The sequence below is a fragment of the Chromobacterium paludis genome, assembly GCF_008275125.1.
Classification (GTDB): domain Bacteria; phylum Pseudomonadota; class Gammaproteobacteria; order Burkholderiales; family Chromobacteriaceae; genus Chromobacterium; species Chromobacterium paludis.
On sequence record NZ_CP043473.1, the window covers coordinates 4,057,694 to 4,078,767 of the forward strand.

Below are 21,074 nucleotides of genomic sequence, written 5' to 3' on the forward strand. Positions count from 1 at the left end.
ACGACCTGCGGAGGCATCTATAATATTCGGGTCTCTTTCAGGAGGGATTCCCGAGCGGTCAAAGGGATCAGACTGTAAATCTGACGGCTCTGCCTTCGAAGGTTCGAATCCTTCTCCCTCCACCAGAATTAGATGAAGCGCTTGGCAGTGAAGTCTAGCTGTCTTGTTGTAGAGCCAGGCGGGTGTAGCTCAATGGTAGAGCAGAAGCCTTCCAAGCTTACGACGAGGGTTCGATTCCCTTCACCCGCTCCAAGCGTTTGATTAGCCTGTTTTAGGGCCCATGTAGCTCAGGGGTAGAGCACTCCCTTGGTAAGGGAGAGGTCGGCAGTTCAATTCTGCCCATGGGCACCATCGTTCAACTGTAGCTTGTTTCGTATTCAGGAAATTTGCCATGGCTAAGGAAAAGTTCGAGCGGACCAAACCGCACGTAAACGTCGGCACCATCGGTCACGTTGACCATGGTAAGACCACCCTGACCGCTGCTATCACCACCATTCTGTCCAAGAAGTTCGGTGGCGAAGCTAAGGACTACTCCCAGATCGACAGCGCGCCGGAAGAAAAGGCTCGCGGTATCACCATCAATACCGCGCACGTTGAGTACGAAACCGAGTCCCGTCACTACGCTCACGTAGACTGCCCGGGCCACGCCGACTACGTTAAGAACATGATCACTGGTGCCGCCCAAATGGACGGCGCGATCCTGGTTTGCTCGGCCGCTGACGGTCCGATGCCGCAAACCCGCGAACACATCCTGCTGTCCCGCCAGGTTGGCGTGCCGTACATCATCGTCTACCTGAACAAGGCTGACCTGGTTGACGACGCCGAGCTGCTGGAACTGGTGGAAATGGAAGTGCGCGATCTGCTGTCTTCCTACGACTTCCCGGGCGACGACACCCCGATCGTGATCGGCTCCGCTCGTCTGGCGCTGGAAGGCGACCAGTCCGAAATGGGCGAACCGTCCATCTTCCGTCTGGCCGACGCTCTGGACTCCTACATCCCGACGCCGGAACGCGCCATCGACAAGCCGTTCCTGCTGCCGATCGAAGACGTGTTCTCGATCTCCGGCCGTGGCACCGTGGTGACTGGCCGCGTTGAGCGCGGCATCGTGAAGGTCGGCGAAGAAATCGAAATCGTGGGCCTGAAGGCTACCGCCAAGACCACCTGCACCGGCGTGGAAATGTTCCGCAAGCTGCTGGATCAAGGTCAGGCTGGCGACAACGTGGGCGTGCTGCTGCGCGGCACCAAGCGTGAAGAAGTCGAGCGTGGCCAAGTGCTGGCCAAGCCGGGCTCCATCACCCCGCACACTGGCTTCGAAGCTTCCGTGTATGTTCTGTCCAAGGACGAAGGTGGCCGTCACACCCCGTTCTTCGCGAACTACCGTCCGCAGTTCTACTTCCGCACCACCGACGTGACCGGCGCGATCACGCTGAAGGAAGGCGTGGAAATGGTTATGCCGGGCGACAACGTGGAATTCAGCGTTGAACTGATCGCTCCGATCGCCATGGAAGAAGGTCTGCGCTTCGCTATCCGCGAAGGCGGTCGTACCGTCGGCGCCGGCGTGGTTGCCAAGATTACTAAGTAAGGTTTAAAGGCCAGTAGCTCAATTGGTAGAGTATCGGTCTCCAAAACCGAGGGTTGGGGGTTCGAGACCCTCCTGGCCTGCCAATTAAGACCAGCCGGCGCTATGCGCCGGTTGGTCTTTTGTCGCATATGCGAGAGAAGATTCAACATGGAAATGCAAGATAAGATCAAGCTGGCTCTGGCTAGTCTTGTGGTTGTCGCCGGCATCGTGGCCTTTTACATGATTCCGGAAGGTCAGGGCTTGCTGCGCGCGCTGGCTTTTGTCGTGTCCATTTTGCTGGCTGCCGGCGTGGTTTGGACGTCGGCTCCGGGCAAGGGCTTGGTGGCGTATGCCAACGAGTCCATGGTCGAGGCTCGCAAGGTGGTCTGGCCGACGCGCAAGGAGGCGACTCAGGTGACCTTGATGGTTTTCCTCTTCGTCGCCGTGTTGGCTCTTTTTATGTGGATGGTCGATTCCGGGCTGTCCTGGCTGATTTATGATGTGATTCTCGGTCGAGGTTGATAATGGCTAAGCGCTGGTATGTGGTACACGCCTATTCGGGTTTTGAAAAGAGCGTGCAAAAGGCGCTGCGTGAACGTATCGAGCGTTCCGACATCGCCGATCAATTTGGTCAGATTCTGGTGCCGGTGGAAGAGGTTGTGGACGTCAAGAACGGCCGTAAATCCATCACCGAGCGCAAGTTCTTCCCTGGCTACGTGCTGGTGGAAATGGAAATGACCGACGACACCTGGCACTTGGTGAAGAGTACGCCCAAGGTGACGGGTTTTGTCGGAGGTACCGCCAATCGCCCGGCGCCGATTTCCAAGAAGGAAGTCGAGGCCATCATGCAGCAAATGCAAGAGGGCGTGGAGAAGCCGAAGCCCAAGGTGCTGTTCGAGGTGGGTGAGAAGGTTCGCGTTGTTGATGGCCCGTTCAATGATTTCAACGGCACGGTCGATGAGGTCAACTACGAGCGCAACAAGCTGCGCGTGTCGGTACAGATCTTCGGTCGCGATACGCCGGTGGAGCTGGAATTCAGCCAGGTAGAAAAGCTGTAAGATTTTGCTTGGCAAGATTTTTGAAAGCGTGTAACATGTTGCGCTTTCGTCAGGGGAGCGAAGCTCGCTTCGCGTTATACCCATTTTAGGAGTTTTAATCGTGGCAAAGAAAATTGTCGGCTACATCAAGCTGCAAGTCGCCGCTGGCAAGGCCAACCCGTCGCCTCCGATCGGTCCGGCTCTGGGTCAGCGCGGTCTGAATATCATGGAATTCTGCAAGGCGTTCAATGCTCAAACCCAGGGCATGGAACCCGGCATGCCGATTCCGGTTGTGATCACCGCCTACGCGGACAAATCCTTCACCTTCACCATGAAGACGCCGCCGGCGACCTTCCTGCTGAAGAAGGCTGCTGGCATCAAGTCCGGCTCCGCCAAGGCTCACGCCGACAAGGTTGGCAAGGTAACTCGCGCTCAGCTGGAAGAAATTGCCAAGACCAAGCAAGCGGATCTGACCGCTGCTGATCTGGACGCCGCTGTTCGCACCATCGCCGGCTCCGCCCGTTCGATGGGTCTGGAAGTGGAGGGCGTGTAAATGGCTAAGATCTCCAAGCGCATGCAATCCCTGAAGGCTACGGTTGACCGCAACAAGCTGTACGCTGTCGAAGAAGCTATCGCTCTGGTTAAGGCTGCCGCCACCGCCAAGTTCGACGAGTCGATCGACATCGCCGTGAACCTGGGCGTGGATCCGCGTAAATCCGACCAAGTCGTCCGTGGCGCCGTTGTGCTGCCGCGTGGTACTGGCAAGAGCGTGCGCGTTGCCGTGTTTGCTCAAGGCGCCAACGCCGAAGCCGCCAAGGCTGCCGGCGCTGACGTGGTGGGTTTCGACGACCTGGCTGAACAAGTCAAGGCCGGCAACCTGAACTTCGACGTCGTGATCGCTTCCCCGGACGCTATGCGCGTTGTGGGTCAGCTGGGCCAAATCCTGGGTCCGCGCGGTCTGATGCCGAACCCGAAGGTTGGCACCGTGACCCCGAACGTCGCCGAAGCCGTGAAGAACGCCAAGGCCGGTCAGGTTCAATACCGTACCGACAAGGCTGGTATCATTCACGCCACCATCGGCCGCGCTTCGTTCGAAGTTGAAGCTCTGCGCGAAAACTTCTCCGCTCTGGTGGATGCCCTGGTGAAAGCCAAGCCGGCAGCTTCCAAGGGCGTGTATCTGAAGAAAATCGCCGTATCCAGCACCATGGGTGTCGGCGCTCGCGTAGATACCGCTACCGTCAGCGCTTAATCGCTGCCGGAGCATGACGGGCGGCGAAAGCCGCCTCGTCAAAGGCTTTGGGCTGGCGGGCTTGCCCGCCGGATTGTCAAAGACCGTAGGTGCCGCAAGGCTTAATCGCGAAATCGTCGCAAGATGACTCAGCATCCTACGCAGATGGTGTACCCGAAACAGGCTTCTTAAGTTCAAAGCTCATGTAGCTCAGGGGTAGAGCACTCCCTTGGTAAGGGAGAGGTCGACGGTTCAATTCCGTCCATGAGCACCAGTTCTTTTTGATGTCTCCTGATACAGGTCGCCGCTGCAAAGCGAGGCGAAAATCCTTTCGTCTCATTTCAGTCTAGGAGGTAGACCTTGAGTCTCAATATCGAAGATAAAAAGGCGGTCGTAGCTGAAGTTGCTGCTCAACTGGCACAAGCTCAGACCCTCGTTATCGCTGAATATCGGGGCATCGAGGTTAGCAGCATGACCAAGCTCCGCGCTCAGGCGCGCGAGAACGGCGTTTACCTGCGCGTTCTGAAGAACACGCTGGTGCGTCGCGCCGTGGAAGGCACTCCGTTTGCCGAGCTGGCTGACCAAATGGTCGGTCCGCTGGTATACGGCATCTCCGCCGACCCGGTTGCTGCTGCCAAGGTGCTGCATCAATTTGCCAAGGCTGACGACAAGATCATCGTCAAGGCCGGTTCCTACGATGGCAAGGTAATGAACGCCGCTCAGGTTGCTGAGCTGGCTTCCATCCCGAGCCGCGAAGAACTGCTGTCCAAGCTTCTCTACGTTATGCAGGCTCCGGTCGCTGGCTTCGCCCGCGCGCTGGCTGCATTGGCCGAGAAGCAAGCCGAAGCCGCTTAACTTATTTGATTCTTATAGAATTCAGGAGATTTTCACATGGCAATCACCAAAGAAGACATCCTCGAGGCCGTTGCTGGTCTGACCGTGATGGAACTGAACGACCTGGTTAAGGCGTTCGAAGAGAAGTTCGGCGTTTCCGCCGCTGCCGTTGCCGTTGCCGGCCCGGCCGCTGGTGGCGCTGCCGCTGCTGAAGAAAAGACCGAGTTCGACGTCGTCCTGACCGGCGCCGGCGACAACAAGGTTGGCGTGATCAAGGTTGTTCGCGCTATCACCGGTCTGGGTCTGAAGGAAGCCAAGGACCTGGTAGACGGCGCTCCGAAGAACGTGAAGGAAGGCGTGTCCAAGGCTGAAGCCGATGACATCGCTAAGCAACTGATCGAAGCCGGTGCCAAGGCTGAAGTCAAATAATCTTCTTTGAAAAAGAAGGTGAGGCTGGCGGAGAAATCCGCCAGCCTTATTGCGCTTGTAGTTGGCGGAAGCGAAGAAAGTAAAAGCCAGCAATATACTAGGCGTGGCTGCTGACTTTTGGTTTCTTGCGCCACCCACCTCGATGGAGACTCTATGAGTTATTCGTTTACTGAGAAGAAGCGTATTCGTAAGAGCTTTGCGAAACGTGCCAGTGTTCTCGATGTCCCCTTCCTGTTGGCGACCCAGATTGATTCCTACACCGAATTTCTCCAGCTGGGTACGCCGCTGGATGAGCGCAAGGATGTGGGTCTTCAGGCTGCGTTCAAGTCGATTTTTCCGATCGTCAGCCATAATGGTTACGCGCGTCTCGACTTTGCCCACTATATTCTGGGCGAGCCGCCGTTCGACGTGCAGGAATGCCAGCTGCGCGGCATCACGTTTGCCGCGCCGCTGCGCGCGCGTATCCGCCTGACGATTTTCGACAAGGAATCGTCCAAGCCGGTGGTGAAGGAAGTGCGCGAGAACGAAGTCTATATGGGCGAAATTCCGCTCATGACGGCCAACGGCTCCTTCATTATCAACGGTACCGAACGCGTCATCGTCTCCCAGCTGCACCGTTCTCCGGGCGTGTTCTTCGAGCACGACCGCGGCAAGACGCACTCGTCCGGCAAGCTGCTGTTCTCCGCCCGCGTGATTCCTTACCGTGGCTCCTGGCTGGACTTCGAATTCGATCCGAAGGACCTGCTGTACTTCCGTATCGACCGTCGCCGCAAGATGCCGGTGACCATCCTGCTGAAGGCGCTGGGCTACACCAACGAAGAAATCCTGTCCGAATTCTACAGCTTCGACACCTTCTACCTGACCAAGTCGGGCGTGTTCATGCGCGTGGTGCCGGATCGCCTGAAGGGCGAAGTGGCCAAGTTCGACATCGTTGCCGCCGACGGCAAGCTGATCGTGGCCAAGGACAAGCGCATCACCGCCAAGCACATCCGCGACATCCAAGCGGCTGAGCTGGACCGCATCGAAGTGCCGGCCGACGCGCTGCTGGGCAAGGTACTGGCTGTCAATGTGGTGAACCAGAACACCGGCGAAGTGATCGCGCGCGCCAACGAGGAAGTGACCGAGGAAAGCCTGGCCAAGTTCGCGCTGGCCGAGGTGGAGCAGGTCGAGGTGCTGTTCACCAACGATCTGGACCAGGGCGCCTACATCTCGCAGACCCTGCGTTCCGACGACATCCAGGATCAGACCCAGGCTCGCGTGGCGATCTATCGCATGATGCGCCCGGGCGAACCGCCGACCGAAGACGCGGTGGAAGCGCTGTTCCAGCGCCTGTTCTTCAGCGAGGAAACCTACGATCTGTCGCGCGTGGGCCGCATGAAGTTCAGCTCCCGCACCTATCAGTACAAGTTCGACGACAAGACGCCGGAGTGGTTCAAGACCCTGATCGGCGAGAAGTTCGCGTCGCGCCGCGACGTGATGGAAGGCACGCTGGCCACGGAAGACATCGTGTCCGTCATCGCCATCCTGACCGAGCTGCGCAATGGCCGCGGCGAAGTGGACGACATCGATCACCTGGGCAACCGCCGCGTGCGCTCGGTGGGCGAACTGGCGGAAAACCAGTTCCGCGCCGGCCTGGTGCGCGTGGAGCGCGCGGTCAAGGAACGCCTGAATCAGGCCGAGTCCGACAACCTGATGCCGCACGATCTGATCAACGCCAAGCCGGTGTCCGCCGCGATCAAGGAATTCTTCGGTTCCTCGCAGCTGTCCCAGTTCATGGACCAGACCAACCCGCTGTCGGAAATCACCCACAAGCGCCGCGTATCGGCTCTTGGCCCGGGCGGTCTGACCCGCGAACGCGCCGGCTTCGAAGTGCGCGACGTGCACCCGACCCACTATGGCCGCGTGTGCCCGATCGAAACGCCTGAAGGTCCGAACATCGGTCTGATCAACTCGCTGTCCGTGTTCGCGCGCACCAACGAGTTCGGCTTCCTGGAAACCCCGTACCGCAAGGTCGTGGACGGCAAGGTGACCAACGAGATCGACTACCTGTCGGCGATCGAGGAAGGCCGCTACGTCATTGCTCAGGCCAACGCCGAGCTGAATGACGAAGGCGCGCTGATCGACGAGCTGGTGACCTGCCGCGAGAAGGGCGAAACCATTCTGGCGACGCCGGACCGCGTGCAGTACATGGACGTGGCCACCGGCCAGGTGGTGTCCGTGGCCGCATCCTTGATTCCGTTCCTGGAGCACGATGACGCCAACCGCGCATTGATGGGCGCCAACATGCAGCGTCAGGCCGTGCCTTGCCTGCGTCCGGAAAAAGCCTTCGTCGGCACCGGCATCGAACGCTCGGTGGCAGTCGACTCCGGCACCACCGTGGTCGCTCGTCGCGGCGGCGTGGTGGACTACGTCGACGCCGGCCGCGTGGTGGTCCGCGTCAACGACGAAGAAGCGACCGCTGGCGAAGTGGGCGTGGACATCTACAACCTGACCAAGTTCACCCGTTCCAACCAGAACACCAACATCAACCAGCGTCCGATCGTGAAGGTGGGCGACCACATCGCGCGCGGCGACGTGGTGGCCGACGGCGCCTCCACCGACCTGGGCGAATTGGCGCTGGGTCAGAACATGACCATCGCCTTCATGCCGTGGAACGGTTACAACTACGAAGACTCGATCCTGATCTCGGAGAAGCTGGTCGCCGAAGACCGCTACACCTCGATCCATATCGAAGAACTGTCCGTGGTGGCCCGCGACACCAAGCTGGGACCGGAAGAAATCACCCGCGACATCCCGAACCTGTCCGAACGCATGGCGGGCCGTCTGGATGAGTCCGGCATCGTCTACATCGGCGCGGAAGTCGAAGCCGGCGACGTGCTGGTGGGCAAGGTGACGCCTAAGGGCGAAACCCAGCTGACGCCGGAAGAGAAGCTGCTGCGCGCGATCTTCGGCGAGAAGGCTTCCGACGTGAAGGACACAAGCTTGCGCGTGCCGACCGGCACCGTGGGCACGGTGATCGACGTGCAGGTGTTCACCCGCGAAGGCATCGAGCGCGACAAGCGCGCCCAGTCCATCATCGACGCGGAACTGAAGCGCTATCGTCTGGACCTGAACGACCAGCTGCGTATTTTCGACAACGACGCCTTCAGCCGTATCGAGCGCCTGATCGTGGGCAAGGCCGCCAACGGCGGTCCGAAGCGCCTGGCCAAGGGCACCGTGATCGACCAGGAATACCTGGCCAGCCTGCCGACCAAGCATGATTGGTTCGACATCCGCATGAGCGATGAAGACATCGCCAAGCAGCTGGAGCTGATCAAGGAAAGCCTGGCGCAGAAGCGCGAAGAGTTCGACCTCAAGTTCGAAGACAAGAAGCGCAAGCTGACTCAGGGCGACGAGCTGCCGCCGGGCGTGCAGAAGATGGTCAAGGTCTACTTGGCCGTGAAGCGTCGCCTGCAGGCCGGCGACAAGATGGCCGGCCGCCACGGCAACAAGGGTGTGGTATCGCGCATCCTGCCAGTGGAAGACATGCCCTACATGGGCGACGGCCGTCCGGTCGACATCGTGCTGAACCCGCTGGGCGTGCCGTCGCGTATGAACATCGGTCAGATTCTGGAAGTGCACCTGGGCTGGGCGGCCAAGGGCATCGGCGAGCGCATTGACCGCATGGTCAAGCAGCAGCAGTCGGTGGCCGATATCCGCGCCTACCTGGAGCGCATCTATAACGAAACCGGCAAGCCGGAAGAAATCGCCGGCCTGAGCGACGACGAAGTGCTGCAGCTGGCGCAGAACCTGAGCAAGGGCATGACCTTCGCCACGCCGGTATTCGACGGCGCCAAGGAAGCCGAGATCAAGCACATGCTGGATCTGGCCTACCCGGATGGCGACGAGTTGACCGACAAGATGGGCTTCAACGAGTCCAAGACCCAGATGACCCTGCATGACGGCCGCTCCGGCGAAGCCTTCGACCGCAAGGTCACCGTGGGCGTGATGCACTACCTGAAGCTGCATCACCTGGTCGATGACAAGATGCACGCCCGTTCCACCGGCCCGTACTCGCTGGTGACCCAGCAGCCGCTGGGCGGTAAGGCCCAGTTCGGCGGCCAGCGTTTCGGTGAGATGGAAGTGTGGGCGCTGGAGGCTTATGGCGCCGCCTACACCCTGCAGGAAATGCTGACGGTGAAGTCGGACGATGTGACCGGTCGTACCAAGGTCTACGAAAACATCGTCAAGGGCGAGCACAAGATCGACGCCGGCATGCCGGAATCCTTCAATGTATTGGTGAAGGAAATCCGCTCGCTGGGCCTCGACATGGACCTGGAACGTTATTGATTGGGTGAGGGCGCGGCGCACTGCCGCCGCGCCTGTCCCCTGAACTGGAGACGCAATGAAAGCTTTGCTCGATCTCTTTAAGCAAGTTACGCAAGAAGAAGAGTTTGATGCGATCAAGATCGGCATCGCCTCGCCTGACAAGATCCGTTCCTGGTCTTATGGCGAAGTCAAGAAGCCGGAAACCATCAACTACCGTACCTTCAAGCCGGAACGCGACGGCCTGTTCTGCGCCCGCATCTTCGGACCGGTGAAGGATTACGAGTGCTTGTGCGGTAAGTACAAGCGCCTGAAGCATCGCGGCGTGATCTGCGAGAAGTGCGGCGTGGAAGTGACGCTGTCCAAGGTGCGCCGCGAGCGCATGGGCCACATCGAGCTGGCTAGCCCGACCGCGCACATCTGGTTCCTGAAGTCGCTGCCGTCGCGTCTGGGCATGGTGCTGGACATGACGCTGCGCGACATCGAGCGCGTGCTGTACTTCGAAGCGTTTGTCGTGACCGACCCGGGCATGACCCCGCTGCAATACCGCCAGCTGCTGACCGAAGAGGACTTCCTGGACAAGGAAGACCAATACGGCGAAGAGTTCGTCGCCATGATGGGCGCCGAGGCGGTCAAGGAACTGCTGAAAAAGCTGGACCTGGACAGCGAGATTGAGACCCTGCGTCGCGAACTGGAAGCCACCAACTCCGACACCAAGATCAAGAAGATCGCCAAGCGCCTGAAGGTGCTGGAAGCCTTCCAACGTTCCGGCATGAAGCCGGAATGGATGATCCTGGAAGTGCTGCCGGTGCTGCCGCCGGAACTGCGTCCGCTGGTGCCGCTGGATGGCGGCCGTTTCGCCACCTCGGACCTGAACGACCTGTACCGCCGCGTCATCAACCGGAACAACCGTTTGAAGCGCCTGCTGGAGCTGCGCGCGCCGGACATCATCGTGCGCAACGAAAAGCGCATGCTGCAGGAATCGGTTGACTCCCTGCTGGACAACGGTCGTCGCGGCAAGGCGATGACCGGCGCCAACAAGCGTCCGCTGAAGTCGCTGGCCGACATGATCAAGGGTAAGGGCGGTCGCTTCCGTCAAAACCTGCTGGGTAAGCGCGTGGACTACTCCGGTCGTTCCGTGATCACCGTGGGCCCGACCCTGCGTCTGCATCAGTGCGGCCTGCCGAAGAAGATGGCGCTGGAATTGTTCAAGCCTTTCATCTTCCACAAGCTGGAAGTGATGGGCCTGGCCTCCACCATCAAGGCGGCCAAGAAGCTGGTCGAGCAGGAAGTGCCGGAAGTGTGGGACATCCTGGAAGACGTGATCCGCGAGCATCCGGTGCTGCTGAACCGCGCCCCGACCCTGCACCGTCTGGGCATCCAGGCGTTTGAGCCGGTGCTGATCGAAGGCAAGGCCATCCAGCTGCACCCGCTGGTCTGCGCGGCGTTCAACGCCGACTTCGACGGTGACCAGATGGCCGTTCACGTGCCGCTGTCGCTGGAAGCGCAGATGGAAGCCCGCACCCTGATGCTGGCCACCAACAACGTGCTGTCCCCGGCCAACGGCGAGCCTATCATCGTGCCGTCGCAGGATATCGTGTTGGGTCTGTACTACATGACCCGCGACAAGGTAAACGGCAAGGGCGAAGGCATGGTGTTCGCGGACACCAAGGAAGTGCATCGCGCTTACGAAACCCGTCAGGTTGAACTGGCCACCCGCATCACCGTCCGCCTGAAGGAATGGGAAAAGGACGAGCAGGGCGAGTTCCAGCCGGTGATCAAGCGCTACAACACCACCGTTGGCCGCGCCATCCTGTCGGACATCCTGCCTAAGGGCCTGCCGTTCGAGCACATCAACAAGGCGCTGAAGAAGAAGGAAATCTCGAAACTGATCAACGTTTCCTTCCGTCGTTGCGGCATCCGCGACACGGTGATCTTCGCCGACCAGCTGATGTACACCGGTTTCGCCTACTCCACCCGCGGCGGCATCTCGATTTGCGTGGACGACATGCAAATCCCGGCCAAGAAGGTCGAGCTGCTGGGCGAGGCGAACAAGGAAGTCAAGGAAATCGAGGAACAGTACCGTCAAGGTCTGGTGACCCAGGGCGAACGCTACAACAAGGTAGTGGACATCTGGGGCCGCACCGGCGACAAGATCGCCAAGGCCATGATGGACGAGCTGTCCAAGCAGAAGGTGCTGGACCGCGAAGGCAAGGAAGTGGACCAAGAGTCCTTCAACTCCATTTACATGATGGCCGACTCGGGCGCGCGGGGTTCCGCCGCCCAGATCAAGCAGCTGGCCGGCATGCGGGGTCTGATGGCGAAGCCGGACGGCTCGATTATCGAAACGCCGATTACCGCCAACTTCCGCGAAGGCCTGACCGTACTGCAGTACTTCATCTCCACTCACGGCGCGCGTAAGGGTCTGGCGGATACCGCCTTGAAGACCGCGAACTCCGGTTACCTGACGCGTCGTCTGGTTGACGTGACCCAGGACTTGGTGGTGGTGGAAGACGATTGCGGCACGACCAACGGCTTCACCATGAAGGCCGTGCTGCAGGGCGGCGACGTGATCGAAGCGCTGCGCGACCGCATCCTCGGCCGCGTGACCGCGGTAGACGTGGTGGATCCGTCCACCGGCGAAACCGTGATCGAAGCCGCCACGCTGCTGGACGAGCAGATGGTCGACCTGATCGACAGCCTCGGCATCGACGAAGTCAAGGTCCGCACCGCCATCACTTGCGACACGCGCTACGGCCTGTGCGCCAAGTGCTACGGTCGCGACCTGGCGCGCGGCAAGCAAGTGAACGCCGGCGAAGCCGTGGGCGTGATCGCCGCGCAGTCGATCGGCGAACCGGGCACCCAGCTGACCATGCGTACCTTCCACATCGGTGGCGCGGCGTCTCGAAACGCTGCCGCTAGCCAGGTGGAAGGCAAGTCCAACGGCACCGTGCGCTTCTCCAGCCAGATGCGCTACGTGGCGAACACCAAGGGCGAGCTGATCGTCATCACCCGCTCCGGCGAAGTGGTGATCCACGACGACATGGGCCGCGAGCGCGAGCGCCACAAGGTGCCGTACGGCGCGACCCTGATGGTGACCGACGGCCTGCAGATCAAGGCAGGCACGGTTCTGGCCACATGGGACCCGCACACCCGTCCGATCATCACCGAGTACGCTGGCCGCGTGAAGTTCGAAAACGTGGAAGAAGGCAACACCGTAGCCAAGCAGACCGACGAAGTGACCGGCCTGTCCACGCTGGTGGTGATCGATCCGAAGCGCCGCGCCGGTTCGCAGTCCAAGATGCTGCGCCCCTTGGTGAAGCTGCTGGACGACAACGGCAACGAAGTGAAGCTGGCGGGTTCCGATGCCTCGGTGTCGATCACCTTCCAGGTGGGCGCCATCATCACCGTGCGCGACGGTCAGGACGTGGGCAAGGGCGAAGTGCTGGCCCGCATCCCGCAAGAATCGTCCAAGACCCGCGACATTACCGGTGGTCTGCCGCGCGTGGCCGAGCTGTTCGAAGCGCGTTCGCCGAAGGATGCCGGCATGCTGGCCGAGGTGACCGGTACCGTATCGTTCGGTAAGGACACCAAGGGCAAGCAACGCCTGATCATCACTGATCTGGAAGGCAGCGGTTACGAAAACCTGATCCCGAAGGACAAGCACGTGCTGGTCCACGACGGCCAGGTGGTGAACCGCGGCGAATCCATCGTCGACGGCCCGGTCGATCCGCACGACATCCTGCGTCTGCAGGGTATCGAAGCGCTGGCTCGCTACATCGTTCAGGAAGTGCAGGAAGTGTACCGACTGCAGGGCGTGAAGATTAACGACAAGCACATCGAGGTGATCATTCGCCAGATGCTGCGTCGCGTCGTGATCTCCGACAGCGGCGACACCGAGTTCATCCAGGGCGAGCAGGTGGAACGCGCCGACGTGCTGGAAATGAACGACAAGATGATGGCGGAGGGCAAGGAGCCGGCGCAGTACGAAAACGTGCTGCTGGGCATCACCAAGGCCTCGCTGTCCACCGACTCGTTCATCTCCGCGGCTTCCTTCCAGGAAACCACGCGCGTGCTGACCGAAGCGGCCATCATGGGCAAGAAGGACGACCTGCGCGGTCTGAAGGAAAACGTGATCGTCGGCCGTCTGATCCCGGCTGGCACCGGTCTCGCCTACCACCGCACCCGCCGTCGCCAGAACCTGGGTCTGGACGCAGGCGAGTCCATGCTGTTCGATCCGGCTCCAGCCGCGCTGGAAAGCGACGACTAAGCTAGGCCTCGCGGCCCAGTGTTGAAAAAACGCTGCTCCATCAACGGTTAACGTTGGTGGTGCGGCGTTTTTTATTTGACGCTGACGCGTTGACTAAAATATAATCCTCCGTCCTTTCTGGAGGCGTGTTGCTTCCGGGAAGCTTCAACTAGGAACTGATAGTAATGCCAACCATTAACCAACTCGTTCGCAAGGGCCGCGTCGCCATCACGGCGAAGAGCAAGGTGCCTGCGCTGGAAGCCTGCCCGCAGAAGCGTGGCGTGTGCACCCGTGTTTACACCACCACTCCGAAGAAGCCGAACTCGGCTCTGCGTAAAGTGTGCAAGGTGCGTCTGACCAACGGTTTCGAAGTGATTTCGTACATCGGCGGTGAAGGCCACAACCTGCAGGAACACTCCGTGGTGCTGATCCGCGGCGGTCGTGTCAAGGACTTGCCGGGTGTGCGTTACCACACCGTGCGCGGTTCCCTGGATACCGCGGGCGTGAAGGATCGTAAGCAAGCTCGCTCCAAGTACGGCGCCAAGCGTCCCAAGTAATCGGGATGTATTGAAGGCGGCCTGATCAACACTCAGGGTCGTCTAGTAAGTGACTGCTCCGTTGGGTAGTCATGAGCCAGTTCAGCTCAACTGAATATTTAAGGAAGTAACATGCCACGTCGCAGAGAAGTCCCCAAGCGTGAAATTCTGCCGGATCCGAAGTTCGGTTCGCAGGATCTCTCCAAATTCATGAATGTCGTCATGATCGACGGCAAGAAGTCTGTTGCCGAGCGCATCATCTACGGTGCTCTGGAACAGATCGAAAAGAAATCCGGCAAGAACGCTCTGGAAGTGTTCAACGCCGCGCTGTCCAACGCCAAGCCGGTGGTGGAAGTGAAGAGCCGCCGCGTAGGTGGTGCAAACTATCAAGTTCCTGTTGAAGTCCGTCCGTCCCGTCGTATGGCTCTGGCCATGCGTTGGCTGCGCGATGCCGCTCGCAAGCGCGGCGAAAAGTCCATGGACCTGCGCCTGGCTGGTGAATTGCTCGACGCGGCCGAAGGCCGTGGCGGCGCGATGAAGAAGCGTGACGAAGTGCACCGCATGGCAGAAGCCAACAAGGCCTTCTCGCACTTCCGTTTCTAAGCTAGTTCACTTATTAAGGTGTAAACCGTGGCACGGAAAACCCCTATTGAGCGCTACCGCAATATCGGTATCTCCGCTCACATCGATGCTGGTAAGACGACGACTACTGAACGTATTCTGTTTTACACCGGCGTAAACCACAAGATTGGTGAAGTGCACGACGGCGCCGCCACCATGGACTGGATGGAGCAAGAGCAGGAGCGTGGCATCACCATTACCTCTGCTGCTACCACCACGTTCTGGAAGGGCATGGGGATGCAGTTCCCCGAGCACCGCTTCAACATCATCGACACCCCGGGACACGTGGACTTCACCATCGAGGTGGAGCGTTCCATGCGCGTTCTGGACGGCGCCGTGATGGTGTACTGCGCCGTGGGTGGCGTGCAGCCGCAGTCTGAAACCGTATGGCGTCAGGCTAACAAATACCACGTGCCGCGCATCGCGTTCGTGAACAAGATGGACCGTCAAGGCGCCAACTTCTTCCGCGCGGTCGAGCAAGTGAAGACCCGCCTGCGCGGCAATCCGGTGCCCATCGTGGTGCCGATCGGTGCCGAAGACGGTTTCACCGGCGTGGTTGACCTGCTGAAGATGAAGGCCATTATTTGGGACGAAGCCTCGCAAGGCATGAAGTTCGAATACGCCGACATCCCGGCCGATCTGGTTTCCGTTGCCGAAGAGTGGCGTGAAAAGATGGTCGAAGCCGCTGCCGAAGTCAGCGACGAGATGATGGACAAGTACTTGGGCGGCGAAACGCTGACCGAGGAAGAAATCATCGCTGGTCTGCGCGAACGTACCCTGAAGTGCGAAATCCAGCCGATGCTGTGCGGTTCCGCCTTCAAGAACAAGGGTGTGCAGCGCATGCTGGACGCCGTGATCGAGCTGCTGCCGTCGCCGACCGAAGTACCGGCGATCAAGGGCGAGACCGATGGCGTGGAAGCCGAGCGTCACGCTTCCGACGAAGAGCCGTTCTCGGCTCTGGCCTTCAAACTGATGAACGACCCGTACGTGGGCCAGCTGACCTTCTTCCGCGTCTACTCCGGCGTGGTGAAGTCCGGCGACACCGTGCTGAACTCGGTCAAGGGCAAGAAGGAGCGTATCGGCCGTATCGTGCAGATGCACGCCAACGACCGTAAGGAAATCGACGAAGTGCGCGCCGGCGACATCGCCGCGGCCATCGGCCTGAAGGAAGTCACCACCGGTGAAACCCTGTGCGCCGTCGACGCCGAAATCATCCTGGAGCGCATGGAGTTCCCGGATCCGGTGATCCACGTTGCCGTTGAGCCGAAGACCAAGGCCGACCAGGAAAAGATGGGCGTCGCCCTGAACCGCTTGGCCAAGGAAGACCCGTCGTTCCGCGTGCGTACCGACGAAGAATCCGGCCAAACCATCATTTCCGGTATGGGCGAACTGCACCTGGAAATTCTGGTTGACCGCATGAAGCGCGAATTCGGCGTGGAAGCCAATGTCGGCGCCCCGCAAGTTGCCTACCGCGAAACCATCACCAAGACCGTTACCGACGTGCAAGGTAAGCATGCCAAGCAGTCCGGTGGTAAGGGTCAGTACGGTGATTGTACGATTACTCTGGAACCGTCCGGCGAAGGCCAGGGCTACAAGTTCTTCGACGAAATCAAGGGTGGTGTGATTCCGCGCGAATTCATTCCCTCCGTCGACAAGGGTATCCGCAACTCGCTGAACAACGGTATCTTGGCCGGCTTCCCGGTGGTGGACGTGACTGTGCGTCTGACCTTCGGTTCCTACCACGATGTCGACTCTTCGCAGATCGCGTTCGAACTGGCTGGCTCCATCGCATTCAAGGAAGCCATGCGCCGCGCTGGTCCGTGCATCCTCGAGCCGATGATGGCCGTGGAAGTGGAAACGCCGGAAGAGTACATGGGCGATGTGATGGGCGACCTGAATCGTCGTCGCGGCATCGTGCAAGGCATGGACGATGACGGTCTGGGCGGCAAGAAGATCAAGGCCGAAGTTCCGTTGGCTGAGATGTTCGGTTACTCGACTGACCTGCGTTCCATGTCTCAGGGTCGTGCTACTTACTCTATGGAGTTCAAGCACTACTCCGAGGCGCCGAAGCACGTCGCCGAAGCTGTAATGGCTGCTAAGAAGTAATGCGCGCTGTGGCTGGCCTGGGTCACAACATACCGCCCGGCCAGCCCTGATCTAATGTTCTTTAATCAAGGAATTTTGCAAAATGGCAAAAGAAAAGTTTGAGCGGACCAAACCGCACGTAAACGTAGGCACCATCGGTCACGTGGACCACGGTAAGACCACCCTGACCGCTGCTATCACCACCATTCTGTCCAAGAAGTTCGGTGGCGAAGCTAAGGACTACTCCCAGATCGACAGCGCGCCGGAAGAAAAGGCTCGCGGTATCACCATCAATACCGCGCACGTTGAGTACGAAACCGAGTCCCGCCACTACGCTCACGTAGACTGCCCGGGCCACGCCGACTACGTTAAGAACATGATCACCGGTGCCGCCCAGATGGACGGCGCGATCCTGGTTTGCTCGGCCGCTGACGGTCCGATGCCGCAAACCCGCGAACACATCCTGCTGTCCCGCCAGGTTGGCGTGCCGTACATCATCGTCTACCTGAACAAGGCTGACCTGGTTGACGACGCCGAGCTGCTGGAACTGGTGGAAATGGAAGTGCGCGATCTGCTGTCTTCCTACGACTTCCCGGGCGACGACACCCCGATCGTGATCGGCTCCGCTCGTCTGGCGCTGGAAGGCGACCAGTCCGAAATGGGCGAACCGTCCATTTTCCGTCTGGCCGACGCTCTGGACTCCTACATCCCGACGCCGGAACGCGCCATCGACAAGCCGTTCCTGCTGCCGATCGAAGACGTGTTCTCGATCTCCGGCCGTGGCACCGTGGTGACTGGCCGCGTTGAGCGCGGCATCGTGAAGGTCGGCGAAGAAATCGAAATCGTGGGCCTGAAGGCTACCGCCAAGACCACCTGCACCGGCGTGGAAATGTTCCGCAAGCTGCTGGATCAAGGTCAGGCTGGCGACAACGTGGGCGTGCTGCTGCGCGGCACCAAGCGTGAAGAAGTCGAGCGTGGCCAAGTGCTGGCCAAGCCGGGCTCCATCACCCCGCACACTGGCTTCGAAGCTTCCGTGTATGTTCTGTCCAAGGACGAAGGTGGCCGTCACACCCCGTTCTTCGCGAACTACCGTCCGCAGTTCTACTTCCGCACCACCGACGTGACCGGCGCGATCACGCTGAAGGAAGGCGTGGAAATGGTTATGCCGGGCGACAACGTGGAATTCAGCGTTGAACTGATCGCTCCGATCGCCATGGAAGAAGGTCTGCGCTTCGCTATCCGCGAAGGCGGCCGTACCGTCGGCGCCGGCGTGGTTGCCAAGATCACCAAGTAACGGAGCGGAGATTTCTAAATGTCTAGCCAAAAAATCCGCATCCGCCTGAAGGCGTTCGATTACAACCTGATCGACCGTTCCGCTCAGGAAATCGTTGAAACCGCCAAGCGCACCGGCGCCGTAGTCAAGGGCCCGGTTCCGCTGCCGACCAAAATCGAGCGTTTCAACGTTCTGCGCTCCCCGCACGTGAACAAGACTTCCCGCGATCAGCTGGAAATCCGCACTCACCTGCGTCTGATGGACATCGTAGACCCGACCGACAAGACTGTTGATGCTCTGATGAAGCTCGACCTGCCGGCCGGTGTGGATGTGGAAATCAAGCTGCAGTAATCGAGTAATTTGGCTTGCTGCACGCTAAGTGCTTGCGGCTGCTGAATTTTCTTGATACATTAGCGGACTCGCCATTTTGGCGAGTCCGCTTTTGTGTTTTTTATGCCGGTCAATCGTAATCGGCGCCTGCAAAAGGAAATAAACATGAGTTTAGGTCTTGTCGGTCGCAAAGTCGGCATGACCCGCATTTTTGCCGAAGATGGCGCAACCATCCCGGTAACTGTGCTGGACATGTCCGCAAACCGCGTCACGCAAATCAAAACTGCCGAAACTGATGGCTACAATGCCGTTCAGCTCACTTTCGGTTCCAAGAAGGCCAATCGCGTAGCCAAGGCTGCCGCTGGTCACTTCGCCAAGGCTGGCGTAGAAGCCGGTGAAGCGCTGGTCGAGTTCGCTCTGACCGCCGACGCCGTTGCTGGCTACAAGGCTGGTGATGCCATTGCTGTGGAAATCTTCTCCGTGGGTCAGCTGGTTGATGTAACCGGTACCTCCAAGGGTAAGGGTTTCTCCGGCGTGATCAAGCGTCACAACTTCTCCTCCAACCGTGCTTCCCATGGTAACTCGCGTTCGCACAATACGCCGGGTTCCATCGGTCAGGCTCAAGATCCGGGTCGCGTTTTCCCGGGTAAGCGCATGGCCGGTCAGTACGGTAACGTGAAGAGCACTGTTCAGTGCCTCGAGATCGTTCGTGTCGACGCAGAACGTCAACTGATCCTGGTCAAGGGCGCAGTCCCGGGTGCCAAGAATGGTCAAGTTGTTGTGCGTCCCAGCGTGAAGGCGGGTGCGTAATGGAATTGAACGTAATCAATACCCAAGGCAAGGCTGTTGGTAGCCTGCAAGTGTCCGAATCTCTGTTCGGCCGCGAATACAACGAAGCTCTGGTTCACCAAGTCGTGACCGCGTTCTTGGCGAACGCTCGTAGCGGCAACCGTGCCCAGCTGACTCGTGCCGAAGTGAAGCACTCGACCAAGAAGCCGTTCCGTCAGAAGGGCACTGGTAACGCTCGTGCCGGTATGACCTCCACCCCGAACCGTCGTGGCGGTGGCCGTGCCTTCCCGAACAAGCCGGACGAGAACTTCACTCAGAAGGTTAACCGCAAGATGTTCCGCGCTGGCATGGCAGCTATCCTGTCTCAGCTGGTGCGCGACGAGCGTCTGATCGTGGTTGACGAGCTGTCCATCAACAGCCCGAAGACCAAGGAATTCGTTGGCACCGTTCAGCCCATGGGTCTGGAACAAGCCCTGTTCATCACTGGTGAACTGAGCGAAAACCTCTATCTCTCTTCGCGTAACCTGCCGAACGTGCTGGTTATCGAAGCTCAACAAGCTGATCCGTACAGCCTGCTGCGCTTCAAGAAGACCGTGATCACCCGCGACGCCGTGAAGCAACTGGAGGAGCAGTGGGCATGAACCAAGAACGTCTGTTGCAAGTAATCCTTGCTCCGATCGTTTCCGAAAAGAGCACCATGATTGCTGAGAAGAACCAGCAAATGGCGTTCCGCGTTGCGAAGGACGCAACCAAGCCGGAAATCAAGGCCGCTGTTGAAATGCTGTTCAACGTAAAAGTTGAAGGCGTTTCCACTGTGAACGTCAAGGGCAAGGTTAAGCGTTTCGGCCGTTCCATCGGTCGTCGCAGTGACTGGAAGAAGGCCTACGTTAGCCTGGTTGAAGGTCAAGAAATCGACCTGACCGCTACCCCGGCCGCGGCGGAGTGAGGAGATAGAGCATGCCTATCGTTAAGGTAAAACCGACTTCCGCGGGTCGTCGTGCAGTTGTCAAGGTGGTAAACCCGGACCTGCATAAGGGCGCTCCGCTGGCTTCCCTGGTTGAGAAGAAAAACTCGACCGGTGGCCGCAATCACAATGGTCACATCACCACGCGTCATCGTGGCGGTGGCCACAAGAAGCACTACCGTCTGATCGACTTCCGTCGCAACAAGGATGGCATTCCGGCGAAGGTGGAACGCATCGAATACGATCCGAACCGCACCGCTCACATCGCCCTGCTGTGCTACGCCGATGGCGAACGTCGCTACATCATCGCCCCGCGTGGCGTGAAGGTTGGCGCCGTGCTGCTGTCTGGTTCCGAGGCTCCGATCAAGGCCGGTAACGCTCTGCCGATCCGCAACATCCCGGTGGGTACCACTATCCACTGCGTGGAAATGCAACCCGGCAAGGGCGCACAGATGGTTCGCTCCGCTGGCGCTTCTGCAATGCTGCTGGCTCGTGAAGGCGTGTACGCTCAACTGCGTCTGCGCTCTGGCGAGATCCGCCTGGTGCACGTCGATTGCCGTGCGACCGTTGGCGAAGTGGGTAACGAAGAGCACTCCCTGCGCAAGCTGGGCAAGGCTGGCGCAACCCGTTGGCGCGGTATTCGTCCGACCGTTCGCGGTACGGCGATGAACCCGATCGACCACCCGCACGGTGGTGGTGAAGGCCGCACTGGCGAAGGTCGCGTTCCGGTTAGCCCGTGGGGTACCCCGACTAAGGGCTTCCGCACCCGTCGCAACAAGCGTACCGACAACATGATCGTACGCCGTCGCTATTCCAACAAAGGGTAATTGACA

The 21,074-nt window shown here is 59.6% G+C and carries 18 protein-coding genes and 5 tRNA genes; all 23 read left to right on the top strand.

Annotated features, from left to right (window positions below):
• Positions 1 to 40: 40 nt before the first annotated feature.
• Positions 41 to 125: transfer RNA gene (locus tag FYK34_RS19245), tRNA-Tyr, on the top strand.
• Positions 126 to 178: 53 nt separating this feature from the next.
• Positions 179 to 252 (top strand) — tRNA-Gly (locus tag FYK34_RS19250).
• 24 nt (positions 253 to 276) lie between these two features.
• Positions 277 to 351: transfer RNA gene (locus FYK34_RS19255), tRNA-Thr, on the top strand.
• 40 nt (positions 352 to 391) lie between these two features.
• Positions 392 to 1,582 carry an elongation factor Tu gene (gene tuf, locus FYK34_RS19260; RefSeq protein ID WP_149299336.1) on the top strand — a complete coding sequence of 397 codons (1,191 nt, stop codon included), beginning with the start codon at positions 392 to 394 and terminating at the stop codon, positions 1,580 to 1,582.
• A gap of 7 nt (positions 1,583 to 1,589) precedes the next feature.
• Positions 1,590 to 1,665 (top strand) — tRNA-Trp (locus FYK34_RS19265).
• A gap of 64 nt (positions 1,666 to 1,729) precedes the next feature.
• On the top strand, positions 1,730 to 2,083 hold the full coding sequence (secE, locus tag FYK34_RS19270; RefSeq protein ID WP_149299339.1) for a preprotein translocase subunit SecE: 354 nt from the start codon (positions 1,730 to 1,732) through the stop codon (positions 2,081 to 2,083).
• 2 nt (positions 2,084 to 2,085) lie between these two features.
• The gene (gene nusG / locus FYK34_RS19275; RefSeq protein ID WP_149299341.1) at positions 2,086 to 2,619 is read left to right on the top strand and encodes a transcription termination/antitermination protein NusG; all 534 of its coding nucleotides are present in this window, start codon (positions 2,086 to 2,088) and stop codon (positions 2,617 to 2,619) included.
• Between the two features lie 100 nt (positions 2,620 to 2,719).
• A complete protein-coding gene (gene rplK / locus FYK34_RS19280; RefSeq protein ID WP_149299343.1) occupies positions 2,720 to 3,151 on the top strand; it encodes a 50S ribosomal protein L11 in 432 nt (143 codons plus the stop codon).
• The gene (rplA, locus tag FYK34_RS19285) at positions 3,152 to 3,847 is read left to right on the top strand and encodes a 50S ribosomal protein L1 (RefSeq protein WP_149299345.1); all 696 of its coding nucleotides are present in this window, start codon (positions 3,152 to 3,154) and stop codon (positions 3,845 to 3,847) included. It begins immediately after the preceding gene.
• Between the two features lie 178 nt (positions 3,848 to 4,025).
• Positions 4,026 to 4,100, top strand: a tRNA-Thr gene (locus FYK34_RS19290).
• A gap of 86 nt (positions 4,101 to 4,186) precedes the next feature.
• A complete protein-coding gene (gene rplJ, locus FYK34_RS19295) occupies positions 4,187 to 4,681 on the top strand; it encodes a 50S ribosomal protein L10 (RefSeq protein WP_149299347.1) in 495 nt (164 codons plus the stop codon).
• A 36-nt stretch (positions 4,682 to 4,717) separates the two neighbouring features.
• Positions 4,718 to 5,089 carry a 50S ribosomal protein L7/L12 gene (rplL, locus tag FYK34_RS19300; protein ID WP_149299349.1) on the top strand — a complete coding sequence of 124 codons (372 nt, stop codon included), beginning with the start codon at positions 4,718 to 4,720 and terminating at the stop codon, positions 5,087 to 5,089.
• A 153-nt stretch (positions 5,090 to 5,242) separates the two neighbouring features.
• The gene (rpoB, locus tag FYK34_RS19305; RefSeq protein ID WP_149299351.1) at positions 5,243 to 9,418 is read left to right on the top strand and encodes a DNA-directed RNA polymerase subunit beta; all 4,176 of its coding nucleotides are present in this window, start codon (positions 5,243 to 5,245) and stop codon (positions 9,416 to 9,418) included.
• 55 nt (positions 9,419 to 9,473) lie between these two features.
• The gene (gene rpoC / locus FYK34_RS19310; protein WP_149299353.1) at positions 9,474 to 13,664 is read left to right on the top strand and encodes a DNA-directed RNA polymerase subunit beta'; all 4,191 of its coding nucleotides are present in this window, start codon (positions 9,474 to 9,476) and stop codon (positions 13,662 to 13,664) included.
• A 164-nt stretch (positions 13,665 to 13,828) separates the two neighbouring features.
• Positions 13,829 to 14,200 (top strand): 30S ribosomal protein S12, encoded by a 372-nt coding sequence (gene rpsL, locus FYK34_RS19315; protein WP_011137738.1) that lies wholly within the window; start codon positions 13,829 to 13,831, stop codon positions 14,198 to 14,200.
• Positions 14,201 to 14,311: 111 nt separating this feature from the next.
• Entirely contained in the window at positions 14,312 to 14,782 is a 471-nt protein-coding gene (gene rpsG / locus FYK34_RS19320) for a 30S ribosomal protein S7 (protein WP_021479140.1), read from the top strand.
• A gap of 27 nt (positions 14,783 to 14,809) precedes the next feature.
• Positions 14,810 to 16,906, top strand: coding sequence for an elongation factor G (gene fusA / locus FYK34_RS19325; RefSeq protein ID WP_149299355.1), 2,097 nt, complete (start codon positions 14,810 to 14,812; stop codon positions 16,904 to 16,906).
• Between the two features lie 82 nt (positions 16,907 to 16,988).
• On the top strand, positions 16,989 to 18,179 hold the full coding sequence (tuf, locus tag FYK34_RS19330) for an elongation factor Tu (protein WP_149299336.1): 1,191 nt from the start codon (positions 16,989 to 16,991) through the stop codon (positions 18,177 to 18,179).
• An 18-nt stretch (positions 18,180 to 18,197) separates the two neighbouring features.
• On the top strand, positions 18,198 to 18,509 hold the full coding sequence (rpsJ, locus tag FYK34_RS19335) for a 30S ribosomal protein S10 (RefSeq protein ID WP_011137734.1): 312 nt from the start codon (positions 18,198 to 18,200) through the stop codon (positions 18,507 to 18,509).
• A gap of 144 nt (positions 18,510 to 18,653) precedes the next feature.
• Positions 18,654 to 19,298: a 50S ribosomal protein L3 gene (gene rplC, locus FYK34_RS19340; protein WP_149299358.1), complete on the top strand. Its 645-nt coding sequence runs from the start codon at positions 18,654 to 18,656 to the stop codon at positions 19,296 to 19,298.
• Positions 19,298 to 19,918, top strand: a complete 621-nt coding sequence (rplD, locus tag FYK34_RS19345; protein WP_149299360.1) for a 50S ribosomal protein L4 — start codon at positions 19,298 to 19,300, stop codon at positions 19,916 to 19,918. The genes rplC and rplD overlap by 1 nt, the downstream gene beginning before the upstream one ends.
• The gene (gene rplW, locus FYK34_RS19350; RefSeq protein WP_019100830.1) at positions 19,915 to 20,223 is read left to right on the top strand and encodes a 50S ribosomal protein L23; all 309 of its coding nucleotides are present in this window, start codon (positions 19,915 to 19,917) and stop codon (positions 20,221 to 20,223) included. Before rplD ends, rplW begins: the two co-directional genes overlap by 4 nt.
• 11 nt (positions 20,224 to 20,234) lie before the next feature.
• Positions 20,235 to 21,068, top strand: a complete 834-nt coding sequence (gene rplB / locus FYK34_RS19355) for a 50S ribosomal protein L2 (RefSeq protein ID WP_149299362.1) — start codon at positions 20,235 to 20,237, stop codon at positions 21,066 to 21,068.
• Positions 21,069 to 21,074 lie beyond the last annotated feature (6 nt).